The following is a 17,120-nucleotide window of genomic DNA, read 5'->3' as shown; positions in this document are numbered from 1 at the left end:
CCATGTGGAACTATAGCGAAAAGGTCTTAGAGCTGTTTTACCATCCCCGCAATCAGGGCGTGATTGAAGACCAGGGCGAACCCGAATATGCGGTATCCCGTGGGGAAGTGGGCAGTATCGCCTGCGGGGATGCGCTGAGATTGCACCTCAAAATTGAGATTGCCTCTGACAAAATCGTGGATGCCAAATTCCAAACCTTCGGCTGTACCAGTGCCATTGCCTCTTCGTCCGCCTTGACGGAAATGGTGAAAGGTTTGACCCTGGATGAAGCCCTCGCCATTACCAACCGGGATATTGCCAATTATTTAGGAGGTTTGCCGGAGCAGAAAATGCACTGTTCGGTGATGGGGCAGGAAGCATTGGAAAAAGCCATTTATAACTATCGGGGCATTGCGCTTCCCGAACATGAGGAGGATGAAGGCAGTTTGGTCTGTACCTGTTTTGGGGTGAGCGGGGAACGCCTCCGCAAGGTGATCAAGGAAAATCGCCTGACCACCGCTGAACAGGTGATGAGCTATGTCAAGGCAGGGGGGGGTTGTGGTTCCTGTTTGAGTGTCATTGATGACATTTTGGCGAGTTGCCATTTCCCCGCCGGGATGACCAATCTGCAAAAGATCAACAAAATTCAAACCACCCTGGAGAGCCTGCGTCCCTACCTACAGGCGGATGGCGGTGATGTGGAGTTGTTTGATGTGGAAAATGACCGGGTTTTGGTGATTCTCAAGGGTGCCTGTGGCAGTTGCGCCAGTAGTTTAGACACCCTGAAAGGTCTCATCGAAGAGCGGTTGCGGCAGGAGGTCTTGGCTTCTCTCACGGTAGAAGCGGTTTAGTTTTGATTCACTTCTGACGGAGGTTTTATGTTACCCACTTCATGCTCAAGCCCAGGGGAACGCTCGCCCCCGGCGAATTTATCCCCCCTTCAGACCATCGGCAACATTCATTAGTTGGTTTCACATTTTGCTCACTTTGGATTTTTTAGGAGAAAGACCATGACGGACCAAATCAGACAGATTGCTTTCTACGGCAAGGGCGGGATCGGTAAATCCACCACCTCCCAAAATGCGATTGCCGGTATGGCGGAACTGGGACAACGGGTGATGATCGTGGGATGCGACCCCAAAGCCGACTCCACCCGCCTGATGCTCCACAGCAAAGCCCAAACCACCATTTTGCACTTGGCGGCTGAGCGGGGTACGGTGGAGGACTTGGAACTCTCGGAAGTTTTGCTGACCGGCTATCGGGGCGTTAAATGCGTGGAGTCCGGTGGACCCGAACCGGGGGTGGGTTGCGCTGGTCGGGGGATCATCACCGCCATCAACTTCCTGGAAGAAAACGGTGCCTACGAAGACATTGATTTTGTCTCCTACGACGTGTTGGGGGATGTGGTCTGCGGTGGGTTTGCCATGCCGATTCGGGAAGGGAAAGCCCAGGAAATCTACATCGTGGTTTCTGGGGAAATGATGGCGATGTATGCCGCCAACAATATCGCCCGGGGGATTCTCAAATACGCCCATTCCGGTGGGGTGCGCCTCGGTGGCTTGATCTGCAACAGCCGCAAGGTGGACCGGGAATTGGAATTGATCGAAACCCTCGCCAAACGGCTCAATACCCAGATGATTCACTTTGTCCCCCGGGACAACATCGTGCAACACGCCGAACTGCGCCGCATGACCGTGATTGAGTACGCCCCCGACAGCCAACAGGCGGAGGAATACCGTCAGCTTGCCCGCAAGATCATTGACAACAAAAACCTCAGTGTGCCCACGCCCATTTCGATGGACGAGTTGGAAGAACTGCTGGTGGAATACGGCATCCTCGGCGGCGAAGAGGAATACCAAAAGGCGATTGCCCAAGACCAAGGCAAGCAACTGGTCAATGTCTAACTAACCCAATCTCAGCCCCTTCCCGCCTTGGGGAGGGGTTGAACCACCCACTACCAAGAGGACAATACCATGACATACACTCAAGACGAAAAGCGACAAATTATCAAGGAGGTGCTCGAGGCATATCCTGAAAAGTCGCGCAAAAAGCGGGAAAAGCACCTGAATGTCACCGAAGAAGGCAAATCCGACTGCGGCGTGAAATCCAACATCAAATCCGTGCCTGGGGTAATGACCACTAGGGGCTGTGCCTACGCCGGTGCCAAAGGGGTGGTCTGGGGTCCCGTCAAAGACATGATTCACCTGAGCCACGGTCCAGTGGGGTGCGGTTACTACTCCTGGTCGGGTCGCCGCAACTACTACATCGGTACGACGGGGGTAGATACCTTCGGCACCATGCAGTTTACCAGCGACTTCCAAGAGCGGGATATTGTTTTCGGGGGCGACAAAAAGCTGGCTAAACTCATTGACGAACTGGAAACCCTGTTTCCCCTCAGTCAAGGGGTCACCATCGAATCCGAATGCCCCATCGGTCTGATCGGCGATGACATTGAAGCGGTCGCCAAGAAAAAGAGCAAACAGATCGGCAAGCCCGTTGTGCCTGTACGGTGCGAAGGCTTCCGGGGCGTTTCCCAATCCCTCGGGCACCACATTGCTAATGACACGGTGCGGGACTGGGTGTTTTCCAAATCGGAGAAAATTCCCAACGAAGAACTCGGTTTCACCCCTTCTCCCTATGATGTCAGCGTGATCGGGGATTACAACATCGGGGGGGATGCCTGGTCTTCCCGGATTCTCTTGGAAGAGATCGGTCTGCGGGTGATTTCCCAATTCTCTGGGGACGGCACCCTCCATGAGGTGATGCTCAGCCATCGGGCAAAAATCAATCTGATCCACTGCTATCGCTCGATGAACTACCTCTGCCGCCACATGGAGGAAAAATACGGCATCCCCTGGCTGGAGTACAACTTCTTTGGTCCTACCGAGATTGCCCGTTCCCTGCGGGAGATCGCCTCTCGTTTTGACGAGACCATTCAAGCCAAGGCAGAAGAGGTGATTGCCAAGTACCAGCCCCAGACCGATGCGGTGATTGCCAAATATCGTCCTCGCTTGGAGGGCAAACGGGTGATGCTGATGGTGGGTGGCTTGCGTCCCCGCCACGTGATTCCCGCCTTCCGGGATTTGGGGATGGAAGTGATCGGCACCGGGTACGAGTTTGGGCACGGGGACGATTACCAGCGCACGACCCACTATACCGACCCCGGCACGCTGATCTACGACGATGTGACCGCCTACGAATTTGAGGAATTTGCCCGCAAGCTGAAGCCCGACCTGATCGCCGCTGGCATCAAAGAGAAGTATGTCTTCCAAAAGATGGCGCTTCCCTTCCGGCAGATGCACTCTTGGGATTATTCCGGTCCGTACCACGGCTACGATGGTTTTGCCATTTTCGCCAGAGACATGGACTTGGCGCTCAATAGTCCCACCTGGGGATTGGTCAATGCCCCTTGGAAGACCGCCTAATCACCCCATTTAGCAGGAGAACTGTCATGTCTCAAAATGTCGAAAAGATTAACGATCACGCCCGCCTGTTTCACCAGCCGGAGTATCAGGAGTTGTTTGCTCGCAAGCGGGAGTTTGAAAATTGCCACAGCCCTGAGGAAGTCCAACGGGTGGCGGAATGGACAAAAAGCTGGGACTATCGGGAAAAGAACTTCGCCCGGGAAGCCCTCACCGTCAACCCCGCCAAAGCCTGCCAACCCCTTGGCGCTATCTTTGCTGCCGCTGGGTTTGAGGGGACATTACCCTTTGTGCATGGTTCCCAGGGCTGTGTGGCGTACTTCCGCACCCACCTCACCCGCCACTTCAAGGAACCCTTCTCGGCGGTTTCCTCTTCCATGACCGAAGATGCCGCTGTCTTTGGGGGCTTGAAGAACATGATCGAGGGGTTGGCGAATTCCTACACCCTCTACAAACCCACCATGATCGCCCTGTGCACCACCTGCATGGCGGAAGTGATTGGGGATGACTTGGGGGCATTCATCACAACTGCCAAAAATGAGGGGGCGATTCCCAAAGAGTTCCCGGTGCCCTATGCCCACACCCCCAGCTTTGTCGGCTCCCACATCACGGGCTACGACAATATGCTCAAGGGGATTCTCACCGAGTTGGGGGGAGAAAAGACGGGTTCCAATGGCAAATGGAATTTCATCCCCGGTTTTGACACCTATGTCACCAACAATCGGGAACTGGATCGCATCCTCAACCTGATGGACATTCCCCACACCATCTTGGCGGACAATTCCGACTCCTTCGATTCGCCCAATGAAGGGGAATTTGTGATGTACAACGGCAAGACCACCCTGGCGGAAGCCCGGGATGCGGTGAATGCCGAAGGGACGATTTCCCTGCAAGCCTATTCCACTGAGAAGACCAGAGCGTTCATTCAAACCGATTGGGGACAACCCACCCAAGTTCTGCGTCCCTTTGGGATTCGGGGCACGGATGCCTTTTTGATGAAGCTCTCGGAACTCACGGGCAAACCCATTCCCCGCCAGTTGGAAATTGAACGGGGACGGGCGGTGGATGCCATGACCGATTCCCAAGCCTGGTTGCACGGCAAGCGCTTTGCCATCTACGGCGATCCGGATTTGGTGTTGGGGCTACTGGCTTTCACCCTGGAAATGGGCATGGAACCCGTACACATCGTGGTCACCAACAGCAATACCACCTTTGAAGCGGAAGCTAAGGCATTGCTGGACAGCTATCCCAACGGCAAGGAAGCTACTGTCTGGGGCGGGAAAGACCTGTGGCATTTGCGATCCCTAATGTTTACGGAACCCGTTGACCTGCTCATCGGCAATTCCTACGGCAAATACCTCTGGCGAGATACCAAAACTCCCTTGGTGCGGATTGGCTATCCCCTGTTTGATCGCCATCACCTACACCGCTACCCCACGCTGGGGTATCAGGGAGCGATTAACCTGCTCAACTGGATCGTGAATACGGTCTTAGATGAGCTGGATCGCCAGACCATCATCCCTGCGAAAACGGACATTTCCTTTGATTTGATCCGTTAATTACTCACTGGTTATCCCCAAACTCTGAACAAGGGAATGGGGATTAACCACCACACCCCTTGGAGGGAACCCTATGCACACCCTGGTTTTTGAGACTCCCAAAGATTGGCTCTATCCTTTGCGGCAAGCCCTCAATGGGATACAGGTGACCAATTCCCGCACCGCCCACTGGATTTGTCGGTTGATCCCCAGCCGTTGCCCCTTTGAGCGCACCTTCTATGTAGCAGGTAAAAAGATTCACATCCCGCCCCTGTGCCAACTCAATCCTCTCTATAACGAGGTGGTAGCTCTGCGTCTGCGTGCCCTCGATTATCTCACGGCGTTGGAGATAGATGTAACTCCCTATTTAGAGCCATAGGAGGAGGGTCGAGATGTTACAAGCCAAAATCAATCAATTACTTACGGAACCTGCCTGTGGACACAATCACCACCACGGGGACAAAAAGAACCGCAGTTGTTCCCAACAGGCAAAACCTGGTTCAGCCCAGGGGGGATGCGCTTTTGACGGTGCCAGCATTACCCTTGTGCCAATTACGGACTGCGCCCATTTGGTACATGGTCCCATCGCCTGTGCGGGAAACTCTTGGGGCGGGCGAGGCAGTTTGTCCTCTGGTTCCAACCTGTTCCAAACGGGGTTTACCACCGATCTGAGTGAACAGGACATCATCATGGGGGGCGAAAAACGCCTCTATCAATCCATCAAATACATTGCTCAGAACTATCAGCCCGCTGGCATTTTTGTCTATTGCACCTGTGTGCCAGCTCTGACAGGGGAGGATGTGGAAGCGGTGTGCAAAACGGCACGGGAAAAACTCAATCTGCCTGTCATTCCTGTAATGGCACCGGGGTTTGTGGGGAGTAAAAATCTGGGCAATCGCTTGGCAGGGGAAGCGCTCCTCGATTATGTCATCGGCACGGGAGAACCACCTACCTTGGGCAAGTTTGTTATTAATTTGATTGGCGAATACAACATCGCTGGCGAGATGTGGAATGTTCTATCTCTCTTTGAACGGCTGGGGATTCAGGTATTAGCAAAAATGACTGGGGATGCCCGTTATCAGGAAATTACCTATGCCCACCATGCCCACCTCAATTTGGTGATTTGTTCTAAGGCTCTTCTAAATGTCGCCCGCAAGATGCAAGAACGCTATGGCATTCCTTTCATAGAATGTTCCTTCTATGGCATTTCTGATATGAATCAATGTCTGCGGCAAATTGCCCAGCATTTCCAAGACCCCGAACTCACTGCTAAAGTAGAAGCCCTCATTGCTGAGGAAACACAGAAGTTAGACCAAGCCCTCGCTCCCTACCGTGCCCAATTGGCGGGCAAAAAAATAGTGCTCTATACGGGTGGAGTGAAGAGTTGGTCGGTGATCTCAGCCGCTCAGGACTTGGGGATCAAGGTGGTTGCCACCAGTACCAAAAAAAGCACAGCAGAGGATAAAGCCCGCATTAAGGAGTTACTGGGGACGGATGGCATCACGATCGAGGGAGGTGGAGCTAAGGAGTTATTGGAAGTCATTCGGCGTACCAAGGCAGATATGCTGATCGCTGGCGGCAGGAACCAGTACACTGCCCTGAAAGCGCGCATTCCTTTCCTAGACATTAATCAAGAGCGGCATAAGGGCTACGCAGGTTATGAGGGAATGATTACCCTCGCCCAAGAATTGACTAATGCCCTCTATAGCCCCATCTGGGCGCAAATTCGCCAGCCAGCACCATGGGAGGTGGATGATGAATAAGGTAATGGTCACTTCCAAACCCGTAGCGGTTAAGCCCCTCAAGCTGAGCCAACCGCTGGGAGCGGCGTTAGCCTTCTTAGGAATTAAGGGAGCCATTCCCCTATTCCATGGTTCCCAAGGCTGTACTGCCTTTGCCAAGGTAATGTTAGTACGCCACTACCGGGAGGCAATTCCCTTGGCGACCACCGCCCTGTCGGAGGTGTCCACGATTTTGGGGGGTGAGGACAATATCAAACAGAGTCTCAAGGTGCTGATTGAACAGTCTCACCCTAAACTGATTGGGTTATGTTCCACTGCGCTTTCGGAAGCTAGGGGAGAAGATGTAGCGGGGATTTTACGCACCTGCGAGCTTCCCATTCCTGTAGTCTATGCCAATACACCAGACTTCTATGGCTCCCTGAGTGATGGCTACAGCCGCGCGGTGGAAGCGATCGTCAAAACCATTCCCCAAGAGGGCGCACTGCACACCCGACAAGTTACCCTGCTGATTGGCTCAGATTTGACCCCTGGGGAAGTGGCTGACCTGAAGCAGTTGGTGCGGGATTTCCACTTGCTTCCCATCGCCATCCCAGACCTTTCTACTTCTATGGATGGGCATCTGGCGGATAGCTATCAGGGAGTTTCCACGGGCGGGGTAACGCTGGAGGAATTGCAGGTATCGGGGCGATCGGCGTTTGTGCTGGCGATCGGGGAATCCATGCGACAGGCGGGCAAAATTTGGCAGGAACGCTTCCAAGTGCCCTACAAACTATTCCCAACTGTAACGGGTTTGGAGGCAAGCGATTGCCTAATTCAGTGCCTGATGGAATGGAGCGGCTGTGGTGTACCTGCCCAGTATCCCTGGCAAAGAAGGCAATTGTTGGATGCCATGCTGGATACCCATTTCTACCTAGGCGGCAAACGCATTGCCCTCGCTTTGGAACCAGATTTGCTCTATGGCATCAGTCAGTTTCTCGTGAGTATGGGAGCGATGATCCAGGTGGCGGTTTCCCCCACCCGTTCCCCACAGTTAGAAAAACTGCCCTGTGAGCAAGTGATTATCGGTGATCTGCATGACCTGGAAACCCATGCCCAGGGAGCGGATTTACTGATTACCAATTCTCGGGGGGCTGGCATTGCCAAAACCTTGGGAATTCCCCTGTTGCGTTTAGGTTTTCCCATCTTTGACCGCTTAGGCAATGGATTGCGTTCCTATGTGGGTTATCGGGGAACCACCCAGTTGTTGTTTGACCTTGGGAATTTGCTCATTGAAGCGGAGACCCATTGAATTTGATTGTGTCATTTTGCTTAGGAGAACCACCATGAAAGTTGCTTTTGCTACGATGGACGGCGAACACATCAATGCCCATTTTGGTTGGGCAGAAACCCTATCCGTCTATGAGGTTTCGCCGCAAGGATACGCCTTAGTAGAACACCATTCCTTCCCCCAGAGTGCGGAAGATGGTAACGAGGATAAATTGGTGCCAAAATTGGAATTTCTGCAAAGTTGTCAGGACTGCAAAATTGTCTATGTTTCAGCGATCGGGGGTAGTGCCGCCGCCCGTTTGATCAATCAAGGCATCACGCCCATCAAATCCCAATCGGAGGAGGACAGCATTACCGCCCTGCTGGATCGTTTGGTCAGCACCCTAAAGACCAGCCCACCCCCTTGGTTACGCAAAGCCCTGGGACTCAAACCCCAATTTACGGAGGAAGACCTATGATTACCGATGTTACCAATTCGACTTTTGTACAGGCATTAGTTTCTCAAATTCGTGCCCAAGACCCCTATGGCGTTTATCGCAGTTGGAGTGATGAACTACTGCTCAAACCCTACATTCTCAGCAAAGAAGAGAAGCGCAAAATCCCCGTAGATACCCCGGTTGATCCGGTTACCAAAGGCAGAATCACCTACTTCTATGGGGCAATTGCCAGGGAAATTGAACGGCAAACCGGCAAATTGATGCAGGTTGTTATCAATGTGAATGAGGAAGGGTTTGGTTGGGCATTAGTTTTTAGCGGCAAACTCCTCGCGGTTACCCGCACCCTGCGCGATGCCCAACGCTTCGGTTTTACCAGCCTAGAGCAGTTGGCACAGGAGGGAGAAAAAGCCGTGCGATCCGGTGTTGACCTCATTCAAAAGTTTCCCGAAGTTGCTGAAGCCTAAAGGATGGGGGAAAACGCCATGACGCAAACCGTAGAAAACCTCAGCGTAGAGGAGTTAAAAAGCCAAATTCGTCGCCTGAATAGCAAAGCGGGACAGATGAAGATGGACTTACATGACCTCGCAGAGGGATTGCCGACCAACTACGAGCAATTGATGACGGTGGCAAGTCAAACCTATGAGATTTTCCACCAGATTGATTGCCTCAAAAAACAGCTTGCAAAATTGGAGCGCACACCATGACAGGCACCCTAGAGGAATTCAACAAACTCACCAATGCCGAGGATTTCTTTCAATTTCTGGCACTGCCCTACGATCCCAAGGTAGTGAATGTGAATCGCTTGCACATCCTGCAAAAATTCTCCCAACTGAAGGCAGAAATTGACCAAGAAACTCTTGATCCCCAGACAAGACTCGACCGCTATCGTGAGGCATTGCAAGCCGCCTATGAACTGTTTTTGTCCTCTTCCGCCCCAGAGCAGAAACTGTTCAAGGTCTTCCAAGATGCCAAGCCCAATGTGGTGCTGGTGTCAGAAATCAAGGAAGAGTGAGGAACGCAGATGGTCGCCCTATCCCCCCAGGAACTGGAACGCTATCGCCGCCAGATGCAACTGCCCAACTTTGGCGAGTCAGCCCAGATTGCCCTCAAGCAATCCACGGTCTTGATTACGGGAGTGGGTGGGTTGGGGGGAACCGTCGCCCTCTATTTGGCGGTGGCGGGGATCGGCAAACTAATTTTGGTGCGGGGTGGGAATTTGCGCCTCGATGACATGAATCGCCAAGTGCTGATGACCCACGATTGGGTAGGCAAACCCAGGGTTTGGCAGGCAAAAAATACCTTGCAATCCATCAATCCCGATGTGGTGATTGAGGCGGTTCCTGAGTATTTGACCGAAAAAAATCGGGTGTCGCTGATAGAAAAGTGTGATTTAGCGGTCAGTTGCGCCCACAACTTTGAGGAGCGCTCTTTACTCAATCAAACCTGCGTAGAACAGGGCAAACCCTTCGTGGAATCAGCGATGGATGAAATGTCCGCCTACCTGACCACAATCGTACCTGGAAAAACTCCCTGTCTGCGTTGTCTCTATCCCGAATTTCCCCCTTGGGATCGGCGTGGTTTTGGGGTGCTAGGGGCGGTTTCTGGCACTTTGGCGTGTCTGACTGCCCTGGAGGTGATTAAGTTCATCACCGGCATTGCTCCTACCCTTTTGGGAGAACTATTCGTGATGAATTTAAACGCACTCCATTTTCAAAAACTACGCACCTTTCGGGAGCCCCAATGTCCAGTTTGTAGCCATCTTTTTCAGGAGTAAGGACTATGCAAATCACTGCCAACGCTCAAAACAAATTGCGTTCTCTTTTGCCCCAACCCGGTCGTGCCTTTCGCATCAAAGCCTTACCCGGCGGTTGTAAAGGCTTCACCTATGACCTGAAAATCATTCATCAAGCCAACCCGGATGACGTTTTGCAGTCCTTCCCGGATTTGCCCATCTACATTGACCGCCAAAGTCTGCCCTATTTAGAAGCGGTGGTGATGGACTATGTGGAGGGATTGATTAACAGTGGATTCACCTTCCAGCATCCTGACAGTTGTAGTTGCGGCAAATCCTTTTCCCCAGAAACTTGTCCCAGTTCCTAGAGGTAAAAACCATGACCACCTACCAAGTCCACCTGATTAACAAAAAACGCAACCTTGATGTCACTTTTCCTGTGGATGAAGATACTTACATCCTGGATGCCGCTGAAGACCAGGGAATTGATTTACCTTTTTCCTGCCGTGCCGGTTCCTGCTCGAGTTGCGTTGCCAAAATCGTCGAAGGGGAAGTGGATCAATCCGATCAAAACTTTTTGGATGAGGAGCAAATCGAAAAGGGATTTGTGCTGTTGTGTGTTGCCTATCCCCGCTCCGATTGCACCTTTCGCACCCACCAAGAAGCCTATCTCGTTTGAGGACAATGACTATGGTCTTCCTTGCGAACCAGGCAGAAATGGGTAGCCATTACCCCCGCTATCCCCCTAATCCACGGCGATCAGCACATCTGAGGCTTTGACTAGGGCGTAAGCTGATTTGCCCTCAGCCAGTCCCAACCCTTCCGCCGAGGCTTTGCTGATGATAGCAGTAATCTCTAGGTCAGGGGCAATTTCTAAGGTAACTTCAGTGGAAACCATCCCGGTTACCAATTTTTTCACATTGCCTTTGAACACATTGCGTGCACTCAGTTTCATGTTTGTTCTTGGAATTGAAATGACCTGTGTACCCTAACACTTAATTCAGATGAGGACTGTATCATGGCTTACTTAACTGCATTGACCCAAGGGGGCACCACCTGGGTTCCCAAATTTGTGCAAAACATTGACATCACCCGCTGTTTGGGTTGTGGTCGCTGTTTGAAAGTCTGTGGCAGAAATGTTCTGCATTTACAGGCGGTGAATGATGAATTTGAATTTGTGGATGAAGATGAGGAAGAAAGCGAACGCAAAGTGATGACCATTATCCACCCTGAACTGTGTGTTGGTTGTCAGGCTTGCTCCCGTATTTGTCCCAAAAATTGCTACACCCATGCGCCCCAATCGTTGAATTAATCAACCCTAGCCAATCTTTACAAAAAGGAGAACAACCATGTTACGCGCCATTGACATTATGACCACCGATGTACCCTTGGTCAAAGGTTCTGCTCCCGTTGCTGAGGCGATTAAATTGATGCGTCTGAAGGGGCTGGGGGCTTTGATTGTGGATGTCCGGGACCCCGATGATGCCTATGGGATTATTACCCAAACCGACATTGTTTACAAGGTGGTGGCTTATGGGAAAGACCCCAACAAGATGCGGATTCATGAAATCATGACCAAACCCTGCATCACGGTCAATCCCGATTTAGGAGTGGAATATGTGGCTCGCCTATTTGCGAATACGGGCATCCGGGTTGCGCCGGTGATTCAAGGCAGTCTGCTGGGGATGGTGACGTTGACCAACATTCTCAACCGGGGCGATTATCTGGAGAATCCCAAATCCTCGGTCTTAGCTAGAAATCTGACCCAGGCGATTGCCAATGCCCGTTCTATTTGCAGTGCTGAAGGGTTTGATAGTGATGCCTGTGTGAAGGCGTGGGCACTTGTCGAAGACCTGCAAGCCGAAGCCGCCTACTTGGAAAACACCTCGCCTGTGGAAATGACTGCGTTCCAACAATACTGTTTGGAACATCCTGAAATCCTGCGGGTGCGTCATCACGACCTGGCGGTTTCTACCCCAGTGGATTAGGCATGAGGTTGAGGAGAAAGGGGCTGGTGTCTCTAACAGCAATGTTTTAGCCCTGCCCCGATTTTTCCCCAATGTTCAAACAGGAAAAAACCATGATTGGTTAACCTAACATTCACCCAAACTGTTCCGATTTGGGAGGAATTAAATAGGGATTTTTGGGGCAATTCTCACTGGGATAAATCCCTTAGAGAAAATTAATGAATTTTGCTATGTAAGCTACCAAAGGGTTCCCTGAATCGTGAAACCTTATCCCTATAATCATCTTTGGTAACTATGACCTTAAAGTTCCGTCCATTACTTTGCTTGTTTTTGGCATTCGCCCTGACCATTGCCCTGAAGTTGGCTCTACCCAGTGGGGCGGTCGCCGAACCTGTCACCCTGCTGGTGGGGTCAGCCAGTAGCTTGCAAGATGCCCTAAAAGAACTCACGCCCCTTTTTCAATCAGCCCATCCCGGGATCACGGTGAAGTACAGTTTTACTGCCCCCGGTGCCTTGCAACAGCAGATCGAGCGGGGTGCGCCCATTGATGTGTTTATCTCCGGTGCCAGTAAACAGATGGATGCCCTGCAAGCCAAGGGTCTGATTCTCCCGGAAACCCGCCGCAGTCTGGTGAGCAATCAACTGGCTTTGGTGGTTCCCCGCAATTCTTCCCTGAAGCTGACCGATTTTCGCCAATTGACTGAAAATGAGGTGAAGCGCCTTGCTATGGGAGAACCTCGATCTGTTCCTGTAGGACAATATGCTGAGGAAGTATTGCGATCCCTGGGCATTTGGGAACAACTGCGTCCCAAACTGGTGCTGGGCAATACCGCCCGCAATGTGCTGGCGACGGTGGAGAGCGGTAACGCCGATGCGGGGATTGTGTTTATGACCGATGCCAAAATTAGCGAACGGGTCAGGCAGGTGGCAGTCGCCCCCAAGGACTCCCATGCGCCGATTGTCTATCCCATTGGGGTGGTGTCCACCAGTCGTGAGCAAAAGTCCGCCCAAGCCTATGTGGCGTTTCTCAGTAGCCCCCGCGCCCGCCCTGTCTTCAGCAAGTACGGTTTTGGCATGGTGCGTTGATGAACTGGGGTAGTCTGGACTTTTCGCCCTTTTGGATTTCCCTGAGAATCGCCGGGGTGGCAACCGTTGTGGTCTTTTTTTTAGGACTGGGCACGGCTTATGCCATGTTGGGCTATCGAGGGCGCTGGAAATCTTTGCTGGAGGGAATTTTTTTAGCTCCCTTGGTACTGCCGCCGACGGTGGTGGGGTTTATCCTGTTGGTGCTCTTTGGCAAAAATGGCTGGCTGGGGCATTGGCTGGCGCAGTTTAATTTTTCGGTGGTGTTTACTTGGTACGGGGGGGTGATCGCAGGGGCGGTGGTGGCGTTCCCTTTGATGTACAAAACCGTTTTGGGAGCATTTGAGCAGGTGGATCACAGCCTGTTGGCGGTCGCCCAAACCCTGGGAGCTAACCCTTGGCGTACCTTTTGGCAGATTCTTTTGCCCTTGTCCATGCCGGGGGTGGCGGCGGGCACAGTGCTGTCTTTTGCCAGGGCACTGGGGGAATTTGGGGCGACCCTCATGCTGGCGGGCAACATTCGGGGGGAAACCCAGACGATGCCGATGGCGATTTACTTCGCGGTGGAGGCGGGGGCGGTGGCGGAGGCGTGGCTCTGGACAGGGGCAATGATGGGGCTGTCCTTTGGGGCGATTGCCTTGGTGAATCTATGGCTAGGGCATCCCCAAAAGTTTCCTAGGGCGCAACCTCGGTATGCAGGGGCAAACCCGGCTGTTCCCATTGCCAAGGTCAAGGGGACGGGGCTGGAGGTGGACATACACAAGCGCCTGGGCGATTTTTCCCTGCAATTGGCTTTTCAGGCGGAGTCCGAGCGTTTGGGAATTTTGGGGGGGTCGGGTTCGGGCAAAAGCATGACCCTCAAGTGTATTGCTGGGGTAGAGACTCCCACTTGCGGGCGCATTGTCCTCAATGGTCGCACTTTGTTTGACTCGGAAAAGGGCATCCATGTCCCTAGCCATCGGCGCAAGGTCAGTTTGGTCTTTCAACACTACGCCCTGTTCCCGCACCTGACCGTCAGCCAAAATATCGGTTTTGGACTCCAACACCTGGACACACGGGAGCGCAGGCGACGCATCCACCACTACCTAGAGGCTTTTCAACTATCGGGATTGGGGAACCGCTATCCCCATCAGCTATCGGGGGGACAGCAACAAAGGGTCGCTCTGGCACGGGCATTGGCAACGGAACCTGAAGCTCTTTTGCTGGATGAACCGTTTTCGGCTCTGGACACCCACCTACGCCATCAGATGGAACAGCAGTTGATCCAGACCCTGGCGAACTACGGCGGCTGTACCCTCTTTGTGAGTCACAACCTTGAGGAACTCTATCGGGTCTGCGACAGGTTAATGGTGATGTCTGGGGGAAAAGTGATTGCCTGCGATCACAAGCGCACCGTGTTTGCTCACCCTCGTACCCTGACCATTGCCCAACTCACGGGGTGTAAAAATTTTTCTGCCATCGAGGTCATCAACGCCCATACGGTTTACGCCCATGACTGGCAGTGTAGCCTGCATATTGCCGAACCAATCACCCCTGAATACACGCACATTGGCATCCGTGCCCATCACCTCACCTTTGGGAATAACCTCGACCAACCCAATACGTTCCCCGCCTGGGTGGCATGGACCAATGAAACCCCCCACCGCATGACCCTCTATCTCAAACTCCATGAACCGCCCACTGGTAGCCACGATTACCATCTGCAAGCGGAACTATTCAAAGAGAAATGGCAACTCCAGAAAGAATCTCCGTTCCCTTGGGCGGTGAGTTTGCCAGGTAACAGGTTATTATTGCTCAAATCTTAGAGGTTAGTATTATTCCTGCGTTGAGGAATCTGGTTTGTGAATTTTTAACTGAATCGCCTCATACCCGTATGGATTCATTTGCTAATGGTGCAACTTCCTGAGATTCAAAACCACACACTTCTGAAACTGTAAATAAAGGACGGGCTTTCACTTCTTCATAAATCAGACCAATATATTCCCCAAGAATGCCAATAGTAATCAGTTGAGCGGCACTTAAAAATAAAATGGTTAAAATAATCAATGAATAACCCGTGAGGGGAGAATCGGGGGCAAAAAATCGCCAGTAAATTACTAAAATAGACATGATCAAAGCCAGCAATCCAGCTAAAAAACCTAAGTATGTTGCCAAACGTAAAGGCACCCGGGAAAAAGAAACCAAAGCATTAATTGCTAGAGACAAACTTTTGCGGAAGGTGTACTTTGGTTCACCAGCATATCGGGGTGGACGGTGATAGAAAATTGGTGTTTGCCGAAACCCTACCCACGCCCGCAATCCCCGCACATAACGGTTCCGTTCCGGCATGGCATTTAACACATCCACCACCCGCCGGTCTAAAAGACAAAAATCCCCCGTATCCCGGGGAATGTCCACACTTGCTAGATACCCCAACACCCGATAAAAACCATAGGCACAAAACCGCTTAAACCAATTTTCTTTGCGTTTGATTCTTTGACCATAAACCACCTGATAATCCTGCTTCCACAGGGCAATCATATCGGGGATCAATTCGGGTGGGTCTTGCAAATCTGCGTCTAAAATTATCACCGCCTCTCCCCGCACAAACTGTAATCCCGCACTCACCGCAATTTGATGCCCAAAATTCCGTGCTAAATTGATATAACAAACCCGCCGGTCTTTCTGATGCAATTCCCGCATTAATTCTAAAGATTCATCCCGGCTCCCATCATTGACCAAAACCAATTCTGTGGTTCCATCTAAGCTATCCATGATGGGTTGGAGCCGCTGATACAGTTGGGGTAAATTTTGCGCTTCATTGTAAACCGGCACCAGCAGGGAATAACGGATCATGAGGAACAACTACAGCACTTCATTACGCACCCGCCGGATCGGGACATTGGCGATTAAGGCGGTGACCCGTTCATCCATTTCTAAAGAAAATTCCATCCCTTCCGCATCAAATTCCACATAACGGGAGATCACTTCCACGATTTCTTGGCGCATCTTTTCCAACATTTCTGGCGTTAAATCTGCCCGGTCATGGGCAAGCACCAATTGCAAACGCCGTTTCACATCCTGGCGACTACCACCGGAACGGGGAAATAAACGCTCTAAAAATTCTTGAATCACAGTCAGTACCGACATATCACCCCATATTACCGGCTAAAGAAACGGCGCAAACGACCCATAAGGGTATTGTAAGGGGCATCGAGGTCGAGAAGCGGTACTTTTTCCCCCTCCAACCGGCGGGCAATATTATGAAAAGCGATCCCCGGCAGGGATAAATTCGCCTCCAGCACCAAGGGTTCCCCCCGATTGGTGGAAATGATCACCCGTTCATCATCGGGCACCAGCCCCGCCAAAGGAATTGCCAAAATCTCCTGCACATCCGACACCGACATCATGTTATTTGCCTGCACCATCTGGGGGCGAATGCGGTTGACAATCAGGGCAATTTTGCGAATCCCATGCGCTTCCAACAGCCCCACGACTCGGTCCGCATCCCGCACGGCGGCAATTTCCGGGGTGGTCACCAACAGGGCTTCCTGCGCCGGGGCAATGGCATTTTTGAACCCGGATTCAATCCCGGCGGGGCAGTCAATCAGCACATAATCAAATTTTTCCGCCAGCAGGTTTGCCAACTGCTTCATTTGCTCCGGCGTAATGGCATCTTTATTACGATTTTGTGCCGCCGGTAACAGTGCCAAACCCGGTTGCCGTTTGTCCCGCACCAGGGCTTGCTCCAGGCGACAGTCCCCCGCCAACACCTCCAACGCCGTGTACACCACCCGGTTTTCCAGCCCCAACAGTAAATCCAAATTGCGGAGACCAAAATCCGCATCCATCAGGGCAACCGTCCGCCCCAACCGGGTCAACGCCATGCCCAAATTCGCCGTGGTGGTGGTTTTGCCCACACCCCCCTTGCCCGAAGTAATGACCACAATCCGTCCCATGCCTGACCCGCTATGC

The 17,120-nt window shown here is 52.2% G+C and carries 22 protein-coding genes; 18 read left to right on the top strand and 4 right to left on the bottom strand.

Annotated features, from left to right (window positions below):
* Nucleotides 1-2 precede the first annotated feature (2 nt).
* The 14 genes from nifU to MLD66_RS05290 all read left to right on the top strand — a co-directional run bounded on the left by nifU (nt 3) and on the right by MLD66_RS05290 (nt 10,795).
* Nucleotides 3-830 (top strand): Fe-S cluster assembly protein NifU, encoded by an 828-nt coding sequence (gene nifU / locus MLD66_RS05355; protein WP_247215906.1) that lies wholly within the window; start codon nt 3-5, stop codon nt 828-830.
* 171 nt (nt 831-1,001) lie between these two features.
* Complete coding sequence (nifH, locus tag MLD66_RS05350; RefSeq protein ID WP_247218985.1) at nt 1,002-1,883, top strand: nitrogenase iron protein; 882 nt, start codon at nt 1,002-1,004, stop codon at nt 1,881-1,883.
* Nucleotides 1,884-1,952: 69 nt separating this feature from the next.
* The gene (gene nifD, locus MLD66_RS05345) at nt 1,953-3,404 is read left to right on the top strand and encodes a nitrogenase molybdenum-iron protein alpha chain (RefSeq protein ID WP_247215905.1); all 1,452 of its coding nucleotides are present in this window, start codon (nt 1,953-1,955) and stop codon (nt 3,402-3,404) included.
* 26 nt (nt 3,405-3,430) lie between these two features.
* A complete protein-coding gene (nifK, locus tag MLD66_RS05340; RefSeq protein ID WP_247215904.1) occupies nt 3,431-4,960 on the top strand; it encodes a nitrogenase molybdenum-iron protein subunit beta in 1,530 nt (509 codons plus the stop codon).
* A 73-nt stretch (nt 4,961-5,033) separates the two neighbouring features.
* Complete coding sequence (locus MLD66_RS05335; RefSeq protein WP_247215903.1) at nt 5,034-5,318, top strand: Mo-dependent nitrogenase C-terminal domain-containing protein; 285 nt, start codon at nt 5,034-5,036, stop codon at nt 5,316-5,318.
* Nucleotides 5,319-5,331: 13 nt separating this feature from the next.
* The gene (gene nifE / locus MLD66_RS05330) at nt 5,332-6,702 is read left to right on the top strand and encodes a nitrogenase iron-molybdenum cofactor biosynthesis protein NifE (protein WP_247215902.1); all 1,371 of its coding nucleotides are present in this window, start codon (nt 5,332-5,334) and stop codon (nt 6,700-6,702) included.
* Nucleotides 6,692-7,969, top strand: a complete 1,278-nt coding sequence (gene nifN / locus MLD66_RS05325) for a nitrogenase iron-molybdenum cofactor biosynthesis protein NifN (RefSeq protein WP_247215901.1) — start codon at nt 6,692-6,694, stop codon at nt 7,967-7,969. Before nifE ends, nifN begins: the two co-directional genes overlap by 11 nt.
* Nucleotides 7,970-8,003: 34 nt before the next feature.
* Nucleotides 8,004-8,405 carry a nitrogen fixation protein NifX gene (gene nifX / locus MLD66_RS05320; RefSeq protein WP_247215900.1) on the top strand — a complete coding sequence of 134 codons (402 nt, stop codon included), beginning with the start codon at nt 8,004-8,006 and terminating at the stop codon, nt 8,403-8,405.
* Complete coding sequence (locus MLD66_RS05315) at nt 8,402-8,848, top strand: NifX-associated nitrogen fixation protein (RefSeq protein WP_247215899.1); 447 nt, start codon at nt 8,402-8,404, stop codon at nt 8,846-8,848. Before nifX ends, MLD66_RS05315 begins: the two co-directional genes overlap by 4 nt.
* A gap of 18 nt (nt 8,849-8,866) precedes the next feature.
* Complete coding sequence (locus MLD66_RS05310) at nt 8,867-9,088, top strand: CCE_0567 family metalloprotein (RefSeq protein WP_247215898.1); 222 nt, start codon at nt 8,867-8,869, stop codon at nt 9,086-9,088.
* On the top strand, nt 9,085-9,396 hold the full coding sequence (gene nifW / locus MLD66_RS05305) for a nitrogenase-stabilizing/protective protein NifW (protein WP_247215897.1): 312 nt from the start codon (nt 9,085-9,087) through the stop codon (nt 9,394-9,396). The genes MLD66_RS05310 and nifW overlap by 4 nt, the downstream gene beginning before the upstream one ends.
* 9 nt (nt 9,397-9,405) lie before the next feature.
* Entirely contained in the window at nt 9,406-10,158 is a 753-nt protein-coding gene (locus MLD66_RS05300) for a HesA/MoeB/ThiF family protein (protein WP_247215896.1), read from the top strand.
* A gap of 5 nt (nt 10,159-10,163) precedes the next feature.
* Nucleotides 10,164-10,484, top strand: a complete 321-nt coding sequence (locus MLD66_RS05295) for an iron-sulfur cluster assembly accessory protein (RefSeq protein ID WP_247215895.1) — start codon at nt 10,164-10,166, stop codon at nt 10,482-10,484.
* Nucleotides 10,485-10,495: 11 nt separating this feature from the next.
* Nucleotides 10,496-10,795, top strand: coding sequence for a 2Fe-2S iron-sulfur cluster-binding protein (locus tag MLD66_RS05290; RefSeq protein WP_247215894.1), 300 nt, complete (start codon nt 10,496-10,498; stop codon nt 10,793-10,795).
* Nucleotides 10,796-10,861: 66 nt separating this feature from the next.
* Here MLD66_RS05290 and MLD66_RS05285 read toward each other — a convergent pair whose 3' ends face one another.
* On the bottom strand, nt 10,862-11,071 hold the full coding sequence (locus tag MLD66_RS05285; protein WP_247215893.1) for a molybdopterin-binding protein: 210 nt from the start codon (nt 11,069-11,071) through the stop codon (nt 10,862-10,864).
* 63 nt (nt 11,072-11,134) lie between these two features.
* On the opposite strand from MLD66_RS05285, the gene fdxB reads away from it, so the two are divergent.
* The 4 genes from fdxB to modB all read left to right on the top strand — a co-directional run bounded on the left by fdxB (nt 11,135) and on the right by modB (nt 14,971).
* Nucleotides 11,135-11,428 (top strand): ferredoxin III, nif-specific, encoded by a 294-nt coding sequence (gene fdxB / locus MLD66_RS05280; RefSeq protein ID WP_247215892.1) that lies wholly within the window; start codon nt 11,135-11,137, stop codon nt 11,426-11,428.
* Nucleotides 11,429-11,465: 37 nt separating this feature from the next.
* Nucleotides 11,466-12,104 (top strand): CBS domain-containing protein, encoded by a 639-nt coding sequence (locus MLD66_RS05275; protein WP_247215891.1) that lies wholly within the window; start codon nt 11,466-11,468, stop codon nt 12,102-12,104.
* 273 nt (nt 12,105-12,377) lie between these two features.
* Complete coding sequence (gene modA, locus MLD66_RS05270) at nt 12,378-13,169, top strand: molybdate ABC transporter substrate-binding protein (RefSeq protein ID WP_247215890.1); 792 nt, start codon at nt 12,378-12,380, stop codon at nt 13,167-13,169.
* The gene (gene modB, locus MLD66_RS05265) at nt 13,169-14,971 is read left to right on the top strand and encodes a molybdate ABC transporter permease subunit (RefSeq protein WP_247215889.1); all 1,803 of its coding nucleotides are present in this window, start codon (nt 13,169-13,171) and stop codon (nt 14,969-14,971) included. The genes modA and modB overlap by 1 nt, the downstream gene beginning before the upstream one ends.
* Before the next feature lie 58 nt (nt 14,972-15,029).
* Here modB and MLD66_RS05260 read toward each other — a convergent pair whose 3' ends face one another.
* The 3 genes from MLD66_RS05260 to minD are packed head-to-tail and all read right to left on the bottom strand — an operon-like array spanning nt 15,030 to nt 17,104.
* Nucleotides 15,030-16,001, bottom strand: coding sequence for a glycosyltransferase family 2 protein (locus MLD66_RS05260; RefSeq protein WP_247215888.1), 972 nt, complete (start codon nt 15,999-16,001; stop codon nt 15,030-15,032).
* A 9-nt stretch (nt 16,002-16,010) separates the two neighbouring features.
* Nucleotides 16,011-16,280, bottom strand: coding sequence for a cell division topological specificity factor MinE (gene minE / locus MLD66_RS05255; RefSeq protein ID WP_247218983.1), 270 nt, complete (start codon nt 16,278-16,280; stop codon nt 16,011-16,013).
* A 26-nt stretch (nt 16,281-16,306) separates the two neighbouring features.
* On the bottom strand, nt 16,307-17,104 hold the full coding sequence (gene minD / locus MLD66_RS05250; RefSeq protein ID WP_247215887.1) for a septum site-determining protein MinD: 798 nt from the start codon (nt 17,102-17,104) through the stop codon (nt 16,307-16,309).
* Nucleotides 17,105-17,120 lie beyond the last annotated feature (16 nt).

Source organism: Synechococcus sp. C9 (assembly GCF_022984075.1).
Lineage (GTDB): Bacteria > Cyanobacteriota > Cyanobacteriia > Gloeomargaritales > Gloeomargaritaceae > Gloeomargarita.
Note: the sequence above shows the minus strand (reverse complement) of the source record. Positions and strands in the feature narration are given on the sequence as shown.

Excerpts from the sequence above, each read along its gene's own strand:
- nifN (WP_247215901.1), top strand. The coding sequence starts at position 6,692 with ATGATGAATAAGGTAATGGTCACTTCCAAACCCGTAGCGGTTAAGCCC.
- MLD66_RS05315 (WP_247215899.1), top strand. The coding sequence starts at position 8,402 with ATGATTACCGATGTTACCAATTCGACTTTTGTACAGGCATTAGTTTCT.
- nifK (WP_247215904.1), top strand. The coding sequence starts at position 3,431 with ATGTCTCAAAATGTCGAAAAGATTAACGATCACGCCCGCCTGTTTCAC.
- MLD66_RS05290 (WP_247215894.1), top strand. The coding sequence starts at position 10,496 with ATGACCACCTACCAAGTCCACCTGATTAACAAAAAACGCAACCTTGAT.
- nifU (WP_247215906.1), top strand. The coding sequence starts at position 3 with ATGTGGAACTATAGCGAAAAGGTCTTAGAGCTGTTTTACCATCCCCGC.
- MLD66_RS05310 (WP_247215898.1), top strand. The coding sequence starts at position 8,867 with ATGACGCAAACCGTAGAAAACCTCAGCGTAGAGGAGTTAAAAAGCCAA.
- MLD66_RS05285 (WP_247215893.1), bottom strand. The coding sequence starts at position 11,071 with ATGAAACTGAGTGCACGCAATGTGTTCAAAGGCAATGTGAAAAAATTG.
- modB (WP_247215889.1), top strand. The coding sequence starts at position 13,169 with ATGAACTGGGGTAGTCTGGACTTTTCGCCCTTTTGGATTTCCCTGAGA.
- fdxB (WP_247215892.1), top strand. The coding sequence starts at position 11,135 with ATGGCTTACTTAACTGCATTGACCCAAGGGGGCACCACCTGGGTTCCC.
- modA (WP_247215890.1), top strand. The coding sequence starts at position 12,378 with ATGACCTTAAAGTTCCGTCCATTACTTTGCTTGTTTTTGGCATTCGCC.
- nifD (WP_247215905.1), top strand. The coding sequence starts at position 1,953 with ATGACATACACTCAAGACGAAAAGCGACAAATTATCAAGGAGGTGCTC.
- nifE (WP_247215902.1), top strand. The coding sequence starts at position 5,332 with ATGTTACAAGCCAAAATCAATCAATTACTTACGGAACCTGCCTGTGGA.
- MLD66_RS05300 (WP_247215896.1), top strand. The coding sequence starts at position 9,406 with ATGGTCGCCCTATCCCCCCAGGAACTGGAACGCTATCGCCGCCAGATG.
- MLD66_RS05260 (WP_247215888.1), bottom strand. The coding sequence starts at position 16,001 with ATGATCCGTTATTCCCTGCTGGTGCCGGTTTACAATGAAGCGCAAAAT.
- nifX (WP_247215900.1), top strand. The coding sequence starts at position 8,004 with ATGAAAGTTGCTTTTGCTACGATGGACGGCGAACACATCAATGCCCAT.
- MLD66_RS05335 (WP_247215903.1), top strand. The coding sequence starts at position 5,034 with ATGCACACCCTGGTTTTTGAGACTCCCAAAGATTGGCTCTATCCTTTG.
- MLD66_RS05295 (WP_247215895.1), top strand. The coding sequence starts at position 10,164 with ATGCAAATCACTGCCAACGCTCAAAACAAATTGCGTTCTCTTTTGCCC.
- minD (WP_247215887.1), bottom strand. The coding sequence starts at position 17,104 with ATGGGACGGATTGTGGTCATTACTTCGGGCAAGGGGGGTGTGGGCAAA.
- MLD66_RS05275 (WP_247215891.1), top strand. The coding sequence starts at position 11,466 with ATGTTACGCGCCATTGACATTATGACCACCGATGTACCCTTGGTCAAA.
- nifW (WP_247215897.1), top strand. The coding sequence starts at position 9,085 with ATGACAGGCACCCTAGAGGAATTCAACAAACTCACCAATGCCGAGGAT.